At 50.5% G+C, this 13,613-nt stretch carries 11 protein-coding genes; 2 read left to right on the forward strand and 9 right to left on the reverse strand.

From position 1 onward, the window contains the following. Nucleotides 1–358 precede the first annotated feature (358 nt). Nucleotides 359–1,177: an alpha/beta fold hydrolase gene (locus tag BUB22_RS00715; protein WP_073113493.1), complete on the reverse strand. Its 819-nt coding sequence runs from the start codon at nt 1,175–1,177 to the stop codon at nt 359–361. A gap of 102 nt (nt 1,178–1,279) precedes the next feature. On the opposite strand from BUB22_RS00715, the gene BUB22_RS00720 reads away from it, so the two are divergent. Then, nucleotides 1,280–2,158, forward strand: coding sequence for an MBL fold metallo-hydrolase (locus BUB22_RS00720; RefSeq protein ID WP_073113494.1), 879 nt, complete (start codon nt 1,280–1,282; stop codon nt 2,156–2,158). A gap of 287 nt (nt 2,159–2,445) precedes the next feature. Here BUB22_RS00720 and BUB22_RS00725 read toward each other — a convergent pair whose 3' ends face one another. The 6 genes from BUB22_RS00725 to ileS all read right to left on the reverse strand — a co-directional run bounded on the left by BUB22_RS00725 (nt 2,446) and on the right by ileS (nt 9,583). Continuing rightward, nucleotides 2,446–4,230 (reverse strand): FISUMP domain-containing protein, encoded by a 1,785-nt coding sequence (locus tag BUB22_RS00725; RefSeq protein ID WP_073113495.1) that lies wholly within the window; start codon nt 4,228–4,230, stop codon nt 2,446–2,448. A 2-nt stretch (nt 4,231–4,232) separates the two neighbouring features. Next, entirely contained in the window at nt 4,233–4,760 is a 528-nt protein-coding gene (locus BUB22_RS00730) for a hypothetical protein (protein ID WP_139258644.1), read from the reverse strand. Nucleotides 4,761–4,778: 18 nt separating this feature from the next. Next, nucleotides 4,779–5,060, reverse strand: a complete 282-nt coding sequence (locus BUB22_RS00735) for a hypothetical protein (RefSeq protein ID WP_073113497.1) — start codon at nt 5,058–5,060, stop codon at nt 4,779–4,781. A 464-nt stretch (nt 5,061–5,524) separates the two neighbouring features. Beyond that, complete coding sequence (locus tag BUB22_RS00740) at nt 5,525–6,025, reverse strand: PIN domain-containing protein (protein WP_073113498.1); 501 nt, start codon at nt 6,023–6,025, stop codon at nt 5,525–5,527. Beyond that, nucleotides 6,022–6,291, reverse strand: coding sequence for a UPF0175 family protein (locus tag BUB22_RS00745; protein ID WP_083535327.1), 270 nt, complete (start codon nt 6,289–6,291; stop codon nt 6,022–6,024). The genes BUB22_RS00740 and BUB22_RS00745 overlap by 4 nt, the downstream gene beginning before the upstream one ends. A gap of 106 nt (nt 6,292–6,397) precedes the next feature. Further along, a complete protein-coding gene (gene ileS, locus BUB22_RS00750) occupies nt 6,398–9,583 on the reverse strand; it encodes an isoleucine--tRNA ligase (protein WP_073113500.1) in 3,186 nt (1,061 codons plus the stop codon). 194 nt (nt 9,584–9,777) lie between these two features. On the opposite strand from ileS, the gene BUB22_RS00755 reads away from it, so the two are divergent. Continuing rightward, nucleotides 9,778–11,169: a sugar porter family MFS transporter gene (locus BUB22_RS00755; RefSeq protein WP_073113501.1), complete on the forward strand. Its 1,392-nt coding sequence runs from the start codon at nt 9,778–9,780 to the stop codon at nt 11,167–11,169. Between the two features lie 130 nt (nt 11,170–11,299). On the opposite strand, the gene BUB22_RS00760 is transcribed toward BUB22_RS00755, so the two are convergent. Both BUB22_RS00760 and BUB22_RS00765 read right to left on the reverse strand, forming a co-directional pair. After that, entirely contained in the window at nt 11,300–12,565 is a 1,266-nt protein-coding gene (locus BUB22_RS00760) for a carbohydrate binding domain-containing protein (protein ID WP_073113502.1), read from the reverse strand. Further along, nucleotides 12,565–13,413 (reverse strand): TIGR02147 family protein, encoded by an 849-nt coding sequence (locus BUB22_RS00765; protein WP_072809123.1) that lies wholly within the window; start codon nt 13,411–13,413, stop codon nt 12,565–12,567. Before BUB22_RS00765 ends, BUB22_RS00760 begins: the two co-directional genes overlap by 1 nt. Nucleotides 13,414–13,613: the final 200 nt, after the last annotated feature.

The following is a 13,613-nucleotide window of genomic DNA, read 5'->3' on the forward strand; positions in this document are numbered from 1 at the left end:
TAAAAAAGTCCTTCTGGTCAGAAAGGACTTTTTCATGAAAAAGAGGCTTCTTTTAGTTTAATTCTTGCGGGAGGGGCCCCAGCTCAGAGTGGACGCCTACGGCGTCCGTGGCTGCACTCGGTCATATCGGCAAGTAAACTTGCCGCTGCGACACTCGTTTGCACACTACTGCGAAGGCCGCACGGGCCCCTCCCTGCACCCTTCCCATCCTGGCGCAAGCGCCAACCTTACGGCTCAACCATGGCCATACAAGTATGGCCGCGGCACTCGCCTTGATCGGTTGTGGCCGACGCCTTCCACTTATAAGACTGTTTATCGCAGGGTTATGACCGTTTATTTCAAGCAGAAATAAGTTTATTTATGGAATCTCTTTCAGCAAGAACTGCAATATGCGGTCCTTGTATTCCTTGATTTCATCGAAGGCGGCGTGGCCGTAGCCCTCGAAAATCTCGTACTCGCAGGGGACATTTGCGGCCCTGAGTTTTTCCACGATCTTGTCGGATGCGATGGGCAAAACAACGCGGTCTTCGCTTGCGGCAAGCACGAGCACCGGGCACTTGATGCTTGCAAGCATGTCGCCGGTATTCACGTTATCGCACTCGCGGGCGAATATGGCGAAGCGGTCCATGTCAGCTTCGGAAACGTCCTTGTACATGGCACGGAGTGCGCGGCTGTAGCGTTCGGCAAACTTCACCGAAAAGCAGTCGCGGATGAAGGCTTCCACTAGGCCTTCACGGTCGTGAGCTCGAGCAAGGCGCGCCCAGTTCCCGATGACTTCAAGCTGTTGCGGCTCCGGCTTCGATGTCGAACAGCCGAGCACGAGCTTCCACACGAGTTTCGGGTGCGTCGCCGCGATATGCTGGGCCACCATGCCACCCTGCGAAACGCCGTAGAGCGCCACGTCCTTGAGGCCGAGCGCCTGCATGGCAAGCACCTGGTCGCGAGCCATCTCCTCGAGGGAGTAACCCGGGTCCACATCCTTGCGCCGGTCAAAGAAGTAGAGCGTATAACCCTCGGTGAACATCTTGTAGGGCACCTGCAAGGAGGCTGCAGATTTCATCACGCTCTTGATGGCAAGCCCCGGAATAACCACGAGCGCTCTCGGGCCATTCCCGAACTTCGCGTATTCCATTTCAAAACCGGCGGTGCGGACACACTGTACAAGTTCTTCGCTCATGGTGTAAAAGATAGATACATCTTTCACAAAAGAGAATGTTATTTCTTATTTTTTTTGTCATCCCCGCGAAGGCGGGGATCTCCACGTTCAAAAGGTGGCTTTATGAATAAAAATTTCATCACGTTCTGCTCTTTCGCGCTGGCGCTTACGATTGCCGCCTGCAGCGACACCAAGACCGCCAAGGAAACCGCCACCGTGGAAAATGCGAGTACTGAAGCTGCCGCTCAAGTCGAGGGCACCAAGACGATTACGCTTTCAAACGGTGCGAGCGTCACCTGGATTCAGGACAACACGGGCAACAAGTTGAACCCGCGCTCGCTCTTCAGCGACGCCAGCGACTCGCTCTACAACAGTCTGAACATGCCCGACGGCATCCCCGCCAGCGTGAGCACCTTCCTCGTGAAGGTCGACGGCAAGTACATCTTGTTCGATGCAGGCCTCGGCGCATTCGGCGGGCAGCTCATGAACCGCCTTGCCGCTCTCGGCGTGAACCCCGACAGCATCGGGCTTGTCTACCTCACGCATTTCCATGTGGACCACATCTCGGGCCTTGTCGCAAAGGATGATGCCGGCAACGACACGAAGGCTTTCAAGAACGCCGCCGTGTATGCGGGCAAGGTGGAATACGACGCCTGGATGAACGACATCCCGAAAAACGATTTGCAGAAGAACATCATGGCGCTCTACAAGGATAGCCTTCACTTGTTCGCATTCGGTGATACGCTCCCCCACGGAGTGCTCGCGATGGACGCCGTCGGGCATACGCCGGGCCACACCGCATTCCAGCTGGCAAACCTGCTTATCGTCGGCGACCTGATGCACGGTTACGCCCTGCAGAAGGACCACCCCGAAATCAACTCCAACTACGACATGGACAAGCCGAAATCCGCCGAGAGCCGCAAGCGCATTATGCAATACGCCCGCGACAACAAGCTCCTGATGGCCGGCATGCACCTGCCCCCTCCGGGATTTGCGGAGTAAGGGCTTTGCCGCTTAGTCGCAACTTGACTAAAATCGTGCAGATTTATAAAAAAGACCGCAGCGGTGTGCTACGGTCAAAATTTTTTTGGGCGTTCCCTTGCCTACGGCAAGGGCGGGCTATATTGTAAGGCGACCCGTGCGCACCTGCGGCACACCCGCGTCGCTCTTGCAACCAAGCCTCGCTTCGCGAGTCTTGTCCCCAAGGGGTCACTATCCCTAACGCAATTTTTTCTTCAATTATAACCAATCAAGTGTGATTACTTCCGTAACATGGTCAAAAAAAGAAATTAGTTATATGATCCTATGGAAATGATGTTGAAATTACCTGAGGAACCAGCATTTCCTCGAATTTCAATCATAATTCCACGAAGTTTTTTGGCCGCATCTTCACCAGTCAACGTTTGGTTACGAGCGTATAACGTAGGCTTAAAGGAATTCCAGGAAATCTTCTTTGTAGTAGGGGTGGATGCTTTAGGCAAAATAACTTCTAGACAAGAATAATCCTCATGTTGCTCTTGGATGGATAGGTCGATGTCAGAAACATAAGTGACACAGATTCCACCCCAATCTGAAACATCAGCATAAGCCATTCCTGCTATGCTGAATCCAACACCCACAAAAGGACTATCCCTACCTCCTAGATTTTCTTCATTCAACCCAAGCGTATAAGTGCCACAAATTCCTCCACAATAATCAATAAGCGGAGAATAATCGTATTCATCTGTGTAAAATCCTTCTGTAATACCTGCTCCATGACCATAAGGGTATTTAACCACAGTGGTAGGCCATGTTACAAAGGACGAGCCGCCGTTCTCCGAGTCATTGTAAGAGTCCCAACACCCTGCACTAAAAGAAGTTGAACATTTGGATTGTCCTAATTGGGCGTCATGCTTCGTATCTACTCGATACATTTTGTTTGGACCATGCCAAGATATTTTTCCATTGCATGAATTTGGTACAGAGTGAGCTAAATACAAACTACTCGTGGATGCTGTTGAAGACGAGAATGCTGTTTCGCTATTTGAATATTGCGAAGATGAAGAGTAAATATTTTCTTCAATATTTTTTACACAACGGACGGGTAACAATCCATTTTTTGTAAAATAAGTTGACCATGTAATATTGAATTTATCTTCATCCCATTCAACATTCGGAATATCCATTAGAGTCATATTATCATAATGATATATTGGTGTGGAAGCAAGATACATAACTGTAGAAATGAGGCTGCTACCGCCTAAACTCCTAGAGCAATTACTACAACGGCCTTGATACCAATAACCCATAGGGAAGGCTGAAAATCCATAGACATCAGTTCCATTATCCAAATAGGAACTTGATAGTCCTTGTTTTAGTAATGCGGAAGGCATTCCAACGAAATCAAATAGAGTTCTCCATTCGCTGGTATCAGGAAGATGCCACCCTTGCGGACAAACTCCCCTAATTGAATTTTTTGACCATATTGCTGCGCAATCCTTGGCATACGAACCATATCCACATCCAACCCCATCAGTAGAAAAGCGACCTGCAGTGTCTATCGCATCTGACCACCGATAATACCTACCAAAACCACAATACTCTACGACACCGTCGTCTAACATACAATGGCTACTATCCGTCGCAAAGGCTAAATTCTCGGCCATCCAGGTTTGCGAGCCTATTGTCACCATTTTGTAAATGTGACCATCGCGCGAGTCTACGAACGTTTCATAGACCCGGCCATTTTCATCAACGGTGGTTCCGTTTCCTCCCTGATATGGGACCCACGACCATATACCAGTTGATGGGGATTGGCTACAAAGATAGTCTTGATTGGTTGAACTCACATGTGCTACGGTTTTGTTCAATGCTAAATCGCAGGGCTGTTCAGCAACTAGACCTTCGTATGTTTTATAGGTCAACCCCGAATAATTTACAGAATCTCGAGATGCAGAGTTTCTTTCACTAAGCACTTCATCGGACGTATTGTTTCCAGAATCTCCGCCGCAGGCGATAAATGCTGAAATTACGATTGTTATAATCGCAAGATGGAAGTATGTTTCTGCTGATGCTTGTTTTTCATAATTATTCATAACTAAGCCTCCTTTTCATTGAAAAGTGGCACAAGTTCAATGCCCTTAAGTTTTTGTTTAAATTTTTCATCTTTAAGATTATCAAAGCATTTCTTGTCTGTGACAAAAAAGAATTTGTTCTTAACCCCGGAGTTTCTTAATTTTTGTAAATCGCTATCAATGGATGCAATCTGCTGTGCTCCAAAACCGTCATCTTTTTTTTTACAAGGAACCGTGTTTTTTATTTCGCCAACAATGTCGCATTCCCTAAGTTCAATATCAAAGCCTTTGGCTGACTGCGACTTTTGGGAGACATCTAGGGAATCGCTAACGTGATTTCCAAATCTTTTGATTAGCCATTTCTTCGCCATCAAGCAAGAAATATAGGCCATGTCGCTGTTGTAATTGCCGATTGCATCCTTGAAGTTCTTGTATGCATCAAATGCATCATAGACGTTTTCTGTGTTTTTTAAAGCACGGAGACCAGCCAACTTGTCCATAGATGCTTTTAAAGCCGTTTTTTCATTTTCTGTCATCCATTTTGAGGTCATTTTTATTCCCCGAGCCTATTAATTTTTAGAATCAAAAGCCTTGGAATAGCTGCTTATGCAGTAAGAGGGAATTCCCGCGCATTCCTCATCTTTCATATCTTTTGCACAGGATTTAACAGTGTTGATACCTACCAGTCCTCCACAATTTATCATAAGAGCCATTCGACAAGCCTTTTCATTTCCAATTAAGTTCATATCTTTGCTACAGGACTCTTCAAGTTTTTCAACGGCCTCCGATTTACAGCCTGCAAACAAAAGCACCGAAGCAAGTGCCGTCAACATGAATAGTTTTAATTTCATGGTCACTCCTTATAGAAATATGTCCTATGGAGTTCACCCCCGTTCCGCAAAGAACTTCACCATATTTTGTATGAATACAAAAAAGGCGCAGATCGTTGCGTTTACCTAGATGAGGCTGTGCATGCCTAATAGACGATAAACACAAACGACCCACGCCCCAAACGGGCTGTTGCCCTTGGTCATACGACCAAAGACCGACTAAAAAGTCGGTATGACAAACTGAAGCATGCCGCAAAACGGCATACCTGCGTGAGCGTTCGTCTTGTTCCCGTCTATTTGAAATTTGCACATTTCATCTAGAGAACAAGAGCAAAAACTCTTTTACTCTTTAAAAATAACATAAAAATGAGCTAAATGCTCAAAAAGTTTACAAAAACAAGCGTTTTTGACATAAAAATGGTGATTTCGGGCTAATTTATAAAGAGGAAAGAGTGTTTTTAGGGAGAAAAAGGAATAGAAAGGGCCTATTTCTTATTGTGAACCAACGACAATAGCAGGTTAAAAAGTTTTTCGCCGATAAAGCGATTCATGCCCCTAAGCATAGTAACACTTTGGTCAATTTCATCTGCAGTAAGTAACTTTTTCTGGTATGCGGCAAAGAGAATACCTATGCTTCCGGTGATTGTCAGTTTCATGCTCTCTGCAACAACACGCCCCTTGCTTTCATCAATCAGCAAAAGACTCGGCTGCTTTTCGTCTGCTAATATAATCGCTTCACTTTCGCCCAGATCCAAACCAGTCGCTCGTTGCAATAGGGATACTCTTTCTGCGGAAAGTTCCGAATGAACTTCCAAAAACGGACAATTCCTAAAATACTCTGCTTCTTCAGGGTATTCAGTATTACGAGTCAGTTCTTCAAATACAGCAAATGGAATATGAACGGAATTATATAGTTTATTCAAAACATCAATCCGCCCAATTTTGAACAGAGTCAATAATGGAGTCGTGTCAGAGACAACTATCACTTAGACTCTCCACATGCAGCAAGGGCATTTGCAATATCACGCTCAAGTTCCGCTTCGTCCATGTCAATATACGGAATACCCATAGAACCATACAGCTGGATAAGAGACCACTTGTCCATTTCAAGAATCTCGGCGGCACGGCCATGCGAAATCGTCCCGTTCTGGATATAGGGGTACAGAAGCATCGCACGTTGCTTCAGCCACATGTCACGCTTATTTACATAAGGTTCCATCGCAGTCGTTATTTCAATTGTTGCGGTTTGCATATTCATACCTCATCTATAAATATACACTTTTTCAAACAAAAGACCAAATAAGAAAAACGCCCTTTCGCAAGGAAAGAGCGTTTTTAGAGTTTTTTAAGTATTTTTCTTACGCCTTAACAGTCGTGAAGCTAAATGCCTCTCCGTCGGCGTCGTTGGCTTCGAGGCCATCGGCGGCGGCAGCCCACTTGATTGCGACCGCTTGCGTCTCGCCAGCGATGTAAGCTTCATTCTCGGCGACAGCCTGCTTGAAGACTTCGCTTGCAGAGAACAGCGTCACTTCAATCTTGTCGGAGATGGCGTAGTTCTGGTCCTTACGGCGGTTCTGGATGCGGTTCACGAGTTCGCGGGCCACGCAGGCGCGGCGGAGCTCGTCCGTAATCTTCAGGTCCAGAGCCACGGTGAAGTGCTGGTTGGCTTCCACGGCCATGCCGTCGGCCACGATGCGGTTGAGCATCAGGCAGTCGGCACCGACTTCACCGAAGTCGAACTTGATGGTTTCGCCATTTTGCAGGGCCTTGATTTCATCGACGCTCAACGAATTCAGCTTGGCGGAAATCACCTTCATGTTCTTCGCGTAATCCGGGCCCTTCGCCTTGATGGCGAGGAAGTTCGGCTTGGCGGAGAGCTTCACGAGCTTCGTTTCGTCTTCGAGGAACTTCATTTCGCGAACGTTGAGTTCTTCGAGAATCAAGTCCTTCATGGTCTCGGCGACGTTCTTTTCTTCGGTGCCGTGAGCAACCACCGTCATGCTGGCGATCGGCATGCGGTTCTTTACGTTGTTCGTAGCGCGAATCACGCGGCCCATTTCGACCATGCCACGCACCATGGCGATGCGTTCCACGAGTTTTTCGTCCATCAGGGACTTGTCGGCACTGGGGAATTCGCAGAGGTGCACGCTCACCGGGGCATTGGCATCGACTTCGCGCACGAGAATCTGGTAGATTTCTTCGGCGAGGAGCGGGAGGAACGGGGCGAGAATCTTGGAGAAGTCCACCAGCACCTTGTACATGGTGGCGTAGGCAGCGTTCTTGTCGCCATCGTTTTCGGACTTCCAGAAACGGCGACGGCTGCGGCGCACATACCAGTTCGTGAGGTCATCGACCGCGGCGATCACGGCGGGCACCACGTTGTACAGGCGGTAAGCCTTCATTTCCACTTCGACCTTGGCAGCGAGATCCTGCAATGTTGCAAGCATCCAGCGGTCAAGTTCATTCTCGCTCTTGACTTCCTGACCGGGCTTCCACGTGAGCTGGCCCTTGGCGGCGTCGGCGTTGTGGTTAGACACAAAGAATGCCACGGCGTTCCAAAGCGGGAGCATCACCTGTTTCACGATGCCCTTCACGCCTTCTTCGCTGAAGCGCAGGTCTTCGGCCTTCAATGCGGCGGAGTTGATCATGAACAAGCGAATAGCGTCGGCACCCGTGCGTTCGATGAGGTCGTTCGGGTCCGGATAGTTGCGCTTGGACTTACTCATCTTGGAGCCGTCTTCGGCCAAGATGATACCGTTCACAATCACGTTCTTGAATGCCGGCTTCTGGAACAAAGCGTTAGAAAGCACCGTCAGCGTGTAGAACCAACCACGAGTCTGGTCAAGGCCTTCAGCGATGAAGTCAGCCGGGAAGCTGCGTTCCACGAGTTCCTTGTTTTCGAACGGGTAATGGCGGCTAGCATACGGCATGGAACCGGATTCGAACCAGCAGTCGAAAACTTCCGGCGTACGGCGGTAAACCTTGCCGTTCTTTTCGATGGTGAGCTTATCGACAAAGTGCTTGTGCAAGTCGTCGAGCTTCACGCCGGTGAGTTGTTGGAGTTCTTCAATGGAGCCAACAGCAATCATGTCGCCGTCATCAGAGAGCCACACCGGAATCGGCGTACCCCAGAAACGGTTACGGGAAAGGTTCCAATCGCGAGCGCCTTCGAGCCACTTGCCGAAACGGCCGTTCTTGATGTGGTCCGGCACCCAGTTCACGGTCTGGTTGTTTTCGACCATCCATTCCTTCAGGGTCTTGGTCACGCCGTCCTTGCTGGTGACAGGCGCGTCAATCTTGAGGAACCATGTCTTGAGGGCGCGGTAAATCAGAGGAACGCCGGTACGCCAGCAGTGCGGGTAGCTATGGACAATCACGTCCTGCTTGAACACGCGGCCCTGTTCCTTGAAGTAGCGGATAATTTCCTTGTCGGCTTCCTTTGCGCCCAGGCCCTTCCACATCGGGACCTTGTCGGTGAACTTGCCTTCGGTATCCAGCGGATCGAAAAGGCCGAGGTCGAGTTCAGCCCCCTTCTGGAAGTCTTCTTCACCGAAGGAAGGAGCGGTATGCACGGCGCCGGTACCGTCTTCGGTACTCACGTAGTCGGCGGGGTAAATCTTGTAGTGGCGGGACAGCTGGTCCGGCGTCACGAAGGCGTCGGAAATGCGGGAGAGCGGTTCGTAGTCCTTGCCCACGAGTTCAGAGCCCTTGCAGGTATCCACGATGTTCGGGTTCTTGAAGTAGGCGGCGGTACGGCTTGCGGCAATCCAGTACTTCTTGCCGTCCTGCTCCACGAGGTTGTAGTCCATGTCCGGGCCCACAACGATGCAGAAGTTGGAGTACAGCGTCCACGGGGTCGTCGTCCACACGAGGATGCTCGTGTCCTTGAACTTGGGCTCGCTCGAGTTGATCGGGAAAATCAGCGTGAGGGACGGGTCCTGACGGTCCTTATAGCCCTGGTTCGTTTCGAAGTTCGAAAGCGGGGTCGCGAGAGCCGGGCTGTACGGCTGGATGCGGTAGCCCTGGTAGATGAGGCCCTTGTCGAAGCACTGCTTGAACACCCACCACACAGATTCCATGAAGTTCTTGTCCATGGTCTTGTAGCCCTTGTCGAAGTCGACCCAGCGGCCCATGCGGCGCACCGTCTTCTTCCATTCGCTGGTGTACTTGAGCACCTTGCCGCGGCAAGTTTCGTTGAACTTATCGACGCCGAGCTTCTGGATTTCGGCAACGCCAGCGAGACCGAGTTCGTTCTGCACAAGAGATTCAATCGGAAGGCCGTGGCAGTCCCAACCGAAACCGCGCGGAACCTTCTTGCCCTTCATGGTCCAGTAACGCGGAACGATATCCTTGATGGTACCGGCAAGCAAGTGACCGTAGTGCGGAAGGCCCGTTGCAAACGGAGGGCCATCGTAGAAAGTGTACGGTTCAGTTTCCGGACGGGAGTCCAGCGACTTCTTGAACGATTCATCCTTATCCCACAGGGCGAGCACGCGCTCTTCAATCTGCGGGAAGGTCTCTTCTTTCTTTACTTCACGGAACATGGGCTACCTCAAACCCCGCGGCATGCACCACGGGCACTAAATTTTCGGGCGTAAATGTAGAAATTTAGCGGAGGAGCCCCGCCCCCTATTCCAACTTGGAATATCGTTTTGTGCTATTTATTCTTTTCAAAGTGGCTTTTTCATCCACATTCGAATAGTTTAGACTCTAGGCGTTTCAAAAAAAAGGAGATTCCATGTCAAATGAAAAGTCGCATATGGGCCATATCGTCCTAATAACCCTTTCCGCCGCCATTGGCGGATTCCTGTTCGGCTTCGACTCCTCCGTTATCAACGGGGCAAATGGTGCGCTCAAGGCGCACTTCAACGCGACTGACTATCAGCTCGCCTGGGCCGTTTCGCTTGCACTGATTAGCGCCGCCATCGGCGCATTCTTTGCGGGCCGTATTGCCGACGCCTTCGGGCGCGTGCGCTGCATGCTTTTCGCCTCGGACCTGTTCTTGATTAGCGCCATCGGTTCCGGCATTCCCTTCGGCATATCTGACTTTATCCTGTGGCGCGTCATCGGCGGTTTCGGCATCGGCATGGCAAGCATCATCGCCCCGATATACATCGCCGAGACGGCACCCGCCCACCTGCGCGGGCGACTGGGTTCCATGCAGCAGTTCGCCATCGTGATAGGCATCTTCGTGGCGCTCCTTTCGAACTACCTCATCGTGCAAATTGCGGGGGCAGCAAACAACACGATAATCGGCAGTGTCAAGGCATGGCAGGTGATGTTCTGGGTCGAAATCATCCCGGCGGTACTCTACGGGTACGCCGCCTGGAAACTCCCCGAATCGCCGCGTTACCTTATCCACAAGGGGTTCACTGACCAGGCCAGGGACGTGCTCGCGAAGATTAACCCCGAGGGCGTCGAAAATGAAGTGGAAACCATCCAGGCTTCCTTCAAGAACAAGAAGCAGCCCAAGTTTACCGACCTGCTCGAAATCATCAACGGCAGGGAGCGCATTTCCCCGATTCTGTGGGCGGGCCTCGGGCTTGCAATATTGCAGCAGCTGGTGGGCATCAACGTGATTTTCTACTACGGCACGATGCTCTGGCAGAGCGTGGGCTTCGGCGAGAGCGACGCATTCCTCACGAGCGTGATTTCGAGCGCCGTGAACCTGGTGATGACCGTAGTCGCCATCCTGCTTATCGACAAGATTGGGCGCAAGCCGCTCCTGCTAATCGGTAGCATAGGCATGGCAATTACCCTGAGCACGCTTACCGTATGCTTCATGAGCGCGGGTGCCGACGGAAGCCTTCCGGGAATGGCTGCCGTAATCGCCCTGATTGCGGCGAACCTCTACATTACCTTCTTCGCGGCAACGTGGGGCCCGGTCATGTGGGTAATGCTCGGCGAGATGTTCAACAACCGCATCCGCACCATCGCCATCGCCATCTGCGGGCTTGCACAGTGGTTCGCTAACTTCGTGGTTACCTGGACGTTCCCGGTACTCACCGGCAAGGACGGCATCGGAGTGGGCCCGACTTACGCCATCTATTCATTCTTCGCCATCTTCAGCATATTCTTCGTGGCAAAGTTCATCAAGGAAACGAAGGGCAAGGAACTCGAGGATATGTAGCGAGGAAACGCAGCGCGAAGAATCTTTGCGCAAAGAAATATAACGCAAAGAAATATTGCGCGAGTCAATCAAAAACAACAGAAAGGCCGGCAGAAAAATCTGCCGGCTTTCTCATACACCAAACTTTCGGTTATTCCTCGATACGGTAGATTTTCACGTCCTTGATGTAGAACGTGCGTTCCATCTTGCCGAGGTTCAGTTCGAACCTTGCAAACGGAGTGCTTTCGCTCGGGGTAAATTCCTTCTCGAACGACTGGCCCGAAGTCTTCACAATCGGATGTTCCATGAAGCCCACGGTCTCGTAATCATCGTAAGTACCGATACGTGCCGTAATCTGACCTTCGACATCGGACCAGATGGTAAACACGCACTTGTACTTCTTTTTCGCGACAAGCGCGACGTCCTCCTGGATAAGCTGCACGCTATAGGACTTGTTGCCACCATTGGTCACGACCACCTTCAGGTAGCGTTCGCCACCCTTTTCTTCTATCACGTTGGCCGTCGCCACGCCGTTCATCTGCGTGAAGAAAATCCAGTGAGCCATGCCGTCGGCGAAATTGCCGTTTTCAATAGTATTGTCGCTCATGGCACCGACAACGCCGTCCCAGATATCCTTGACGAAATCCTCGCCCTCGTTGCCCTGGGCATCTACGAAGTCGTAACGCAGCGGGCGGAAGGCCGATACAAAGTTGTTGTTGAGGGCATTCCACAACGCCGTATTGTTGGCATTGTTGAAGTAGATTGTCCCGTCTTCGTCAATTTCGGCCTTAGTCAGGTCCAAGCCCTGTACAAAGTAACGCACGCGGAAAATCACAGACAAGTTCGCAACAGAATCGGACACGCGTTCAATCTGCGAGAAGTGATAGCGCAGCCTTACCCTCTGGAATCCGTTCAGGTCGTACACGAACGGGACATACTTGCCGTCAATCAGTACCCGACCGCAAATAGTGGACTCTGCCCCTTCGGGCTTGAACGACACGCCTATTTCTTTCAGGTAGCCCTGATCTTCAAGGTTGATGTTCTTGAACGGTTCCTCCACCGAGGAGCCTTCCGTGAACGAAATGGGCAAGGAAGTTTCCGGAGAGTCTTCCTCGGGCCAGATCGGCAAGCCTTCGATCGGATCGATGGAAACTGCAACGTAATAGCTGGAATAAGAACGCACCTCGAACAGAGACATCGAGAATGAATCCAGCAACACCGGTTCATCCTTCGCGGCGGACTTCAAGAGGGCGTTTTTTTCAACTTCGGAATAATCCACAGAAAAATCCGCAGTGAGCGCGAGCGCCGGGTTACCGATTTCGATACCGGCAATAGGATCGGAGTTACCGCCGGAAGAACATCCGACGACGGCAAGCAAACCCATCACGCAAACAACTATGGACCAAACAAAACGCATTATACTCCTCGAGTAAGCGGAAACAGTTGTATGTTCACCTGAACCACATCGTCCGCTTCGCCAGGCTTTGCGGAGAAATCTAGTAGTTCTTTGCGCATGAGTTGGATATGTTTTTTCAAATTGGGGAAATCTGAGCGTTTGATACTGAACGTCAGTGCAGATATATCGCGTTCCGCACTCGGGAGTTCATTCATCATGTTGGCCGAGATGCGCAGCATCTGCTGGTGATAGAGTTTCACCATCATGTCCTGCACTTCGTCATCGGTCGTGAGCATCGGGTCGCGCTGGCGGTAACCGTTGGCGGTCTTCACCAGGAGGCCGAGTTCCATAAGGAGGTCAAAAGATTCCTGCACCTGCGAGGGCGTGACCATGCCGCGGAGCTTGCGGCTCACCCAGTCGGGAATCGGGCGGAAGCCCTTGAGGGCGACCATTTCCAAAATGACGGAGTGGTGCCATTCGCGGAAGATGCGGAACTGCGCCTGGTCCATCTTGTGCAGCTTGGAGCGCGGGCTCGCCTTGAGGAGCTGCGCGTAGTATATCTGCTTTTCGGTGTCGTTCTGGGCCTGGTTAAAGAACACCAGGCTTTCGAAATAAGCGGCACGCTGCTTTTCGAGACCTAAACCCTGGATGAGCTTCAGTACGGTTCCCTTCGTGATATTGCGCTTGCCGTCGATGGTAAGCTTCAGGTGGGCGTGGCTTGACAGCCCCGCCTTCTCAGCGAAGAAACGCAAACTAAAAGAGGGCTGCGTCTTTTTCTTGTATTCGTAGTAATCACGGAGATACACACGAAAGTTGGTGTACTGCAGCACATCCGGTTCAGTTAAAATTATTTTCTCACCATTGTCCATGCCTATAAGATAGAAGATTGCAGGAGCAAAGAACAAAAAAATTTACGTTTTCGTGTTTACCCAAGAAACCAGGGGAGTCATTAGTTGTTAGTTATTAGTTATTAGTTATTAGTTGTTAGTTATTAGTTGTTAGTTATTAGTTGTTAGTTATTAGAGTTGCGGGTTTAAGACTGTTTATTGCGGGTTTTAGGCCGTTTATT

This window comes from Fibrobacter sp. UWCM, assembly GCF_900129735.1.
In the GTDB taxonomy this organism is placed as follows: domain Bacteria; phylum Fibrobacterota; class Fibrobacteria; order Fibrobacterales; family Fibrobacteraceae; genus Fibrobacter.

Excerpts from the sequence above, each read along its gene's own strand:
- BUB22_RS00760 (WP_073113502.1), bottom strand. The coding sequence starts at position 12,565 with ATGCGTTTTGTTTGGTCCATAGTTGTTTGCGTGATGGGTTTGCTTGCC.
- BUB22_RS00745 (WP_083535327.1), bottom strand. The coding sequence starts at position 6,291 with ATGCAAACCGCAACAATTGAAATAACGACTGCGATGGAACCTTATGTA.
- BUB22_RS00720 (WP_073113494.1), top strand. The coding sequence starts at position 1,280 with ATGAATAAAAATTTCATCACGTTCTGCTCTTTCGCGCTGGCGCTTACG.
- BUB22_RS00735 (WP_073113497.1), bottom strand. The coding sequence starts at position 5,060 with ATGAAATTAAAACTATTCATGTTGACGGCACTTGCTTCGGTGCTTTTG.
- BUB22_RS00715 (WP_073113493.1), bottom strand. The coding sequence starts at position 1,177 with ATGAGCGAAGAACTTGTACAGTGTGTCCGCACCGCCGGTTTTGAAATG.
- BUB22_RS00725 (WP_073113495.1), bottom strand. The coding sequence starts at position 4,230 with ATGAATAATTATGAAAAACAAGCATCAGCAGAAACATACTTCCATCTT.
- BUB22_RS00755 (WP_073113501.1), top strand. The coding sequence starts at position 9,778 with ATGTCAAATGAAAAGTCGCATATGGGCCATATCGTCCTAATAACCCTT.
- ileS (WP_073113500.1), bottom strand. The coding sequence starts at position 9,583 with ATGTTCCGTGAAGTAAAGAAAGAAGAGACCTTCCCGCAGATTGAAGAG.
- BUB22_RS00765 (WP_072809123.1), bottom strand. The coding sequence starts at position 13,413 with ATGGACAATGGTGAGAAAATAATTTTAACTGAACCGGATGTGCTGCAG.
- BUB22_RS00730 (WP_139258644.1), bottom strand. The coding sequence starts at position 4,760 with ATGACCTCAAAATGGATGACAGAAAATGAAAAAACGGCTTTAAAAGCA.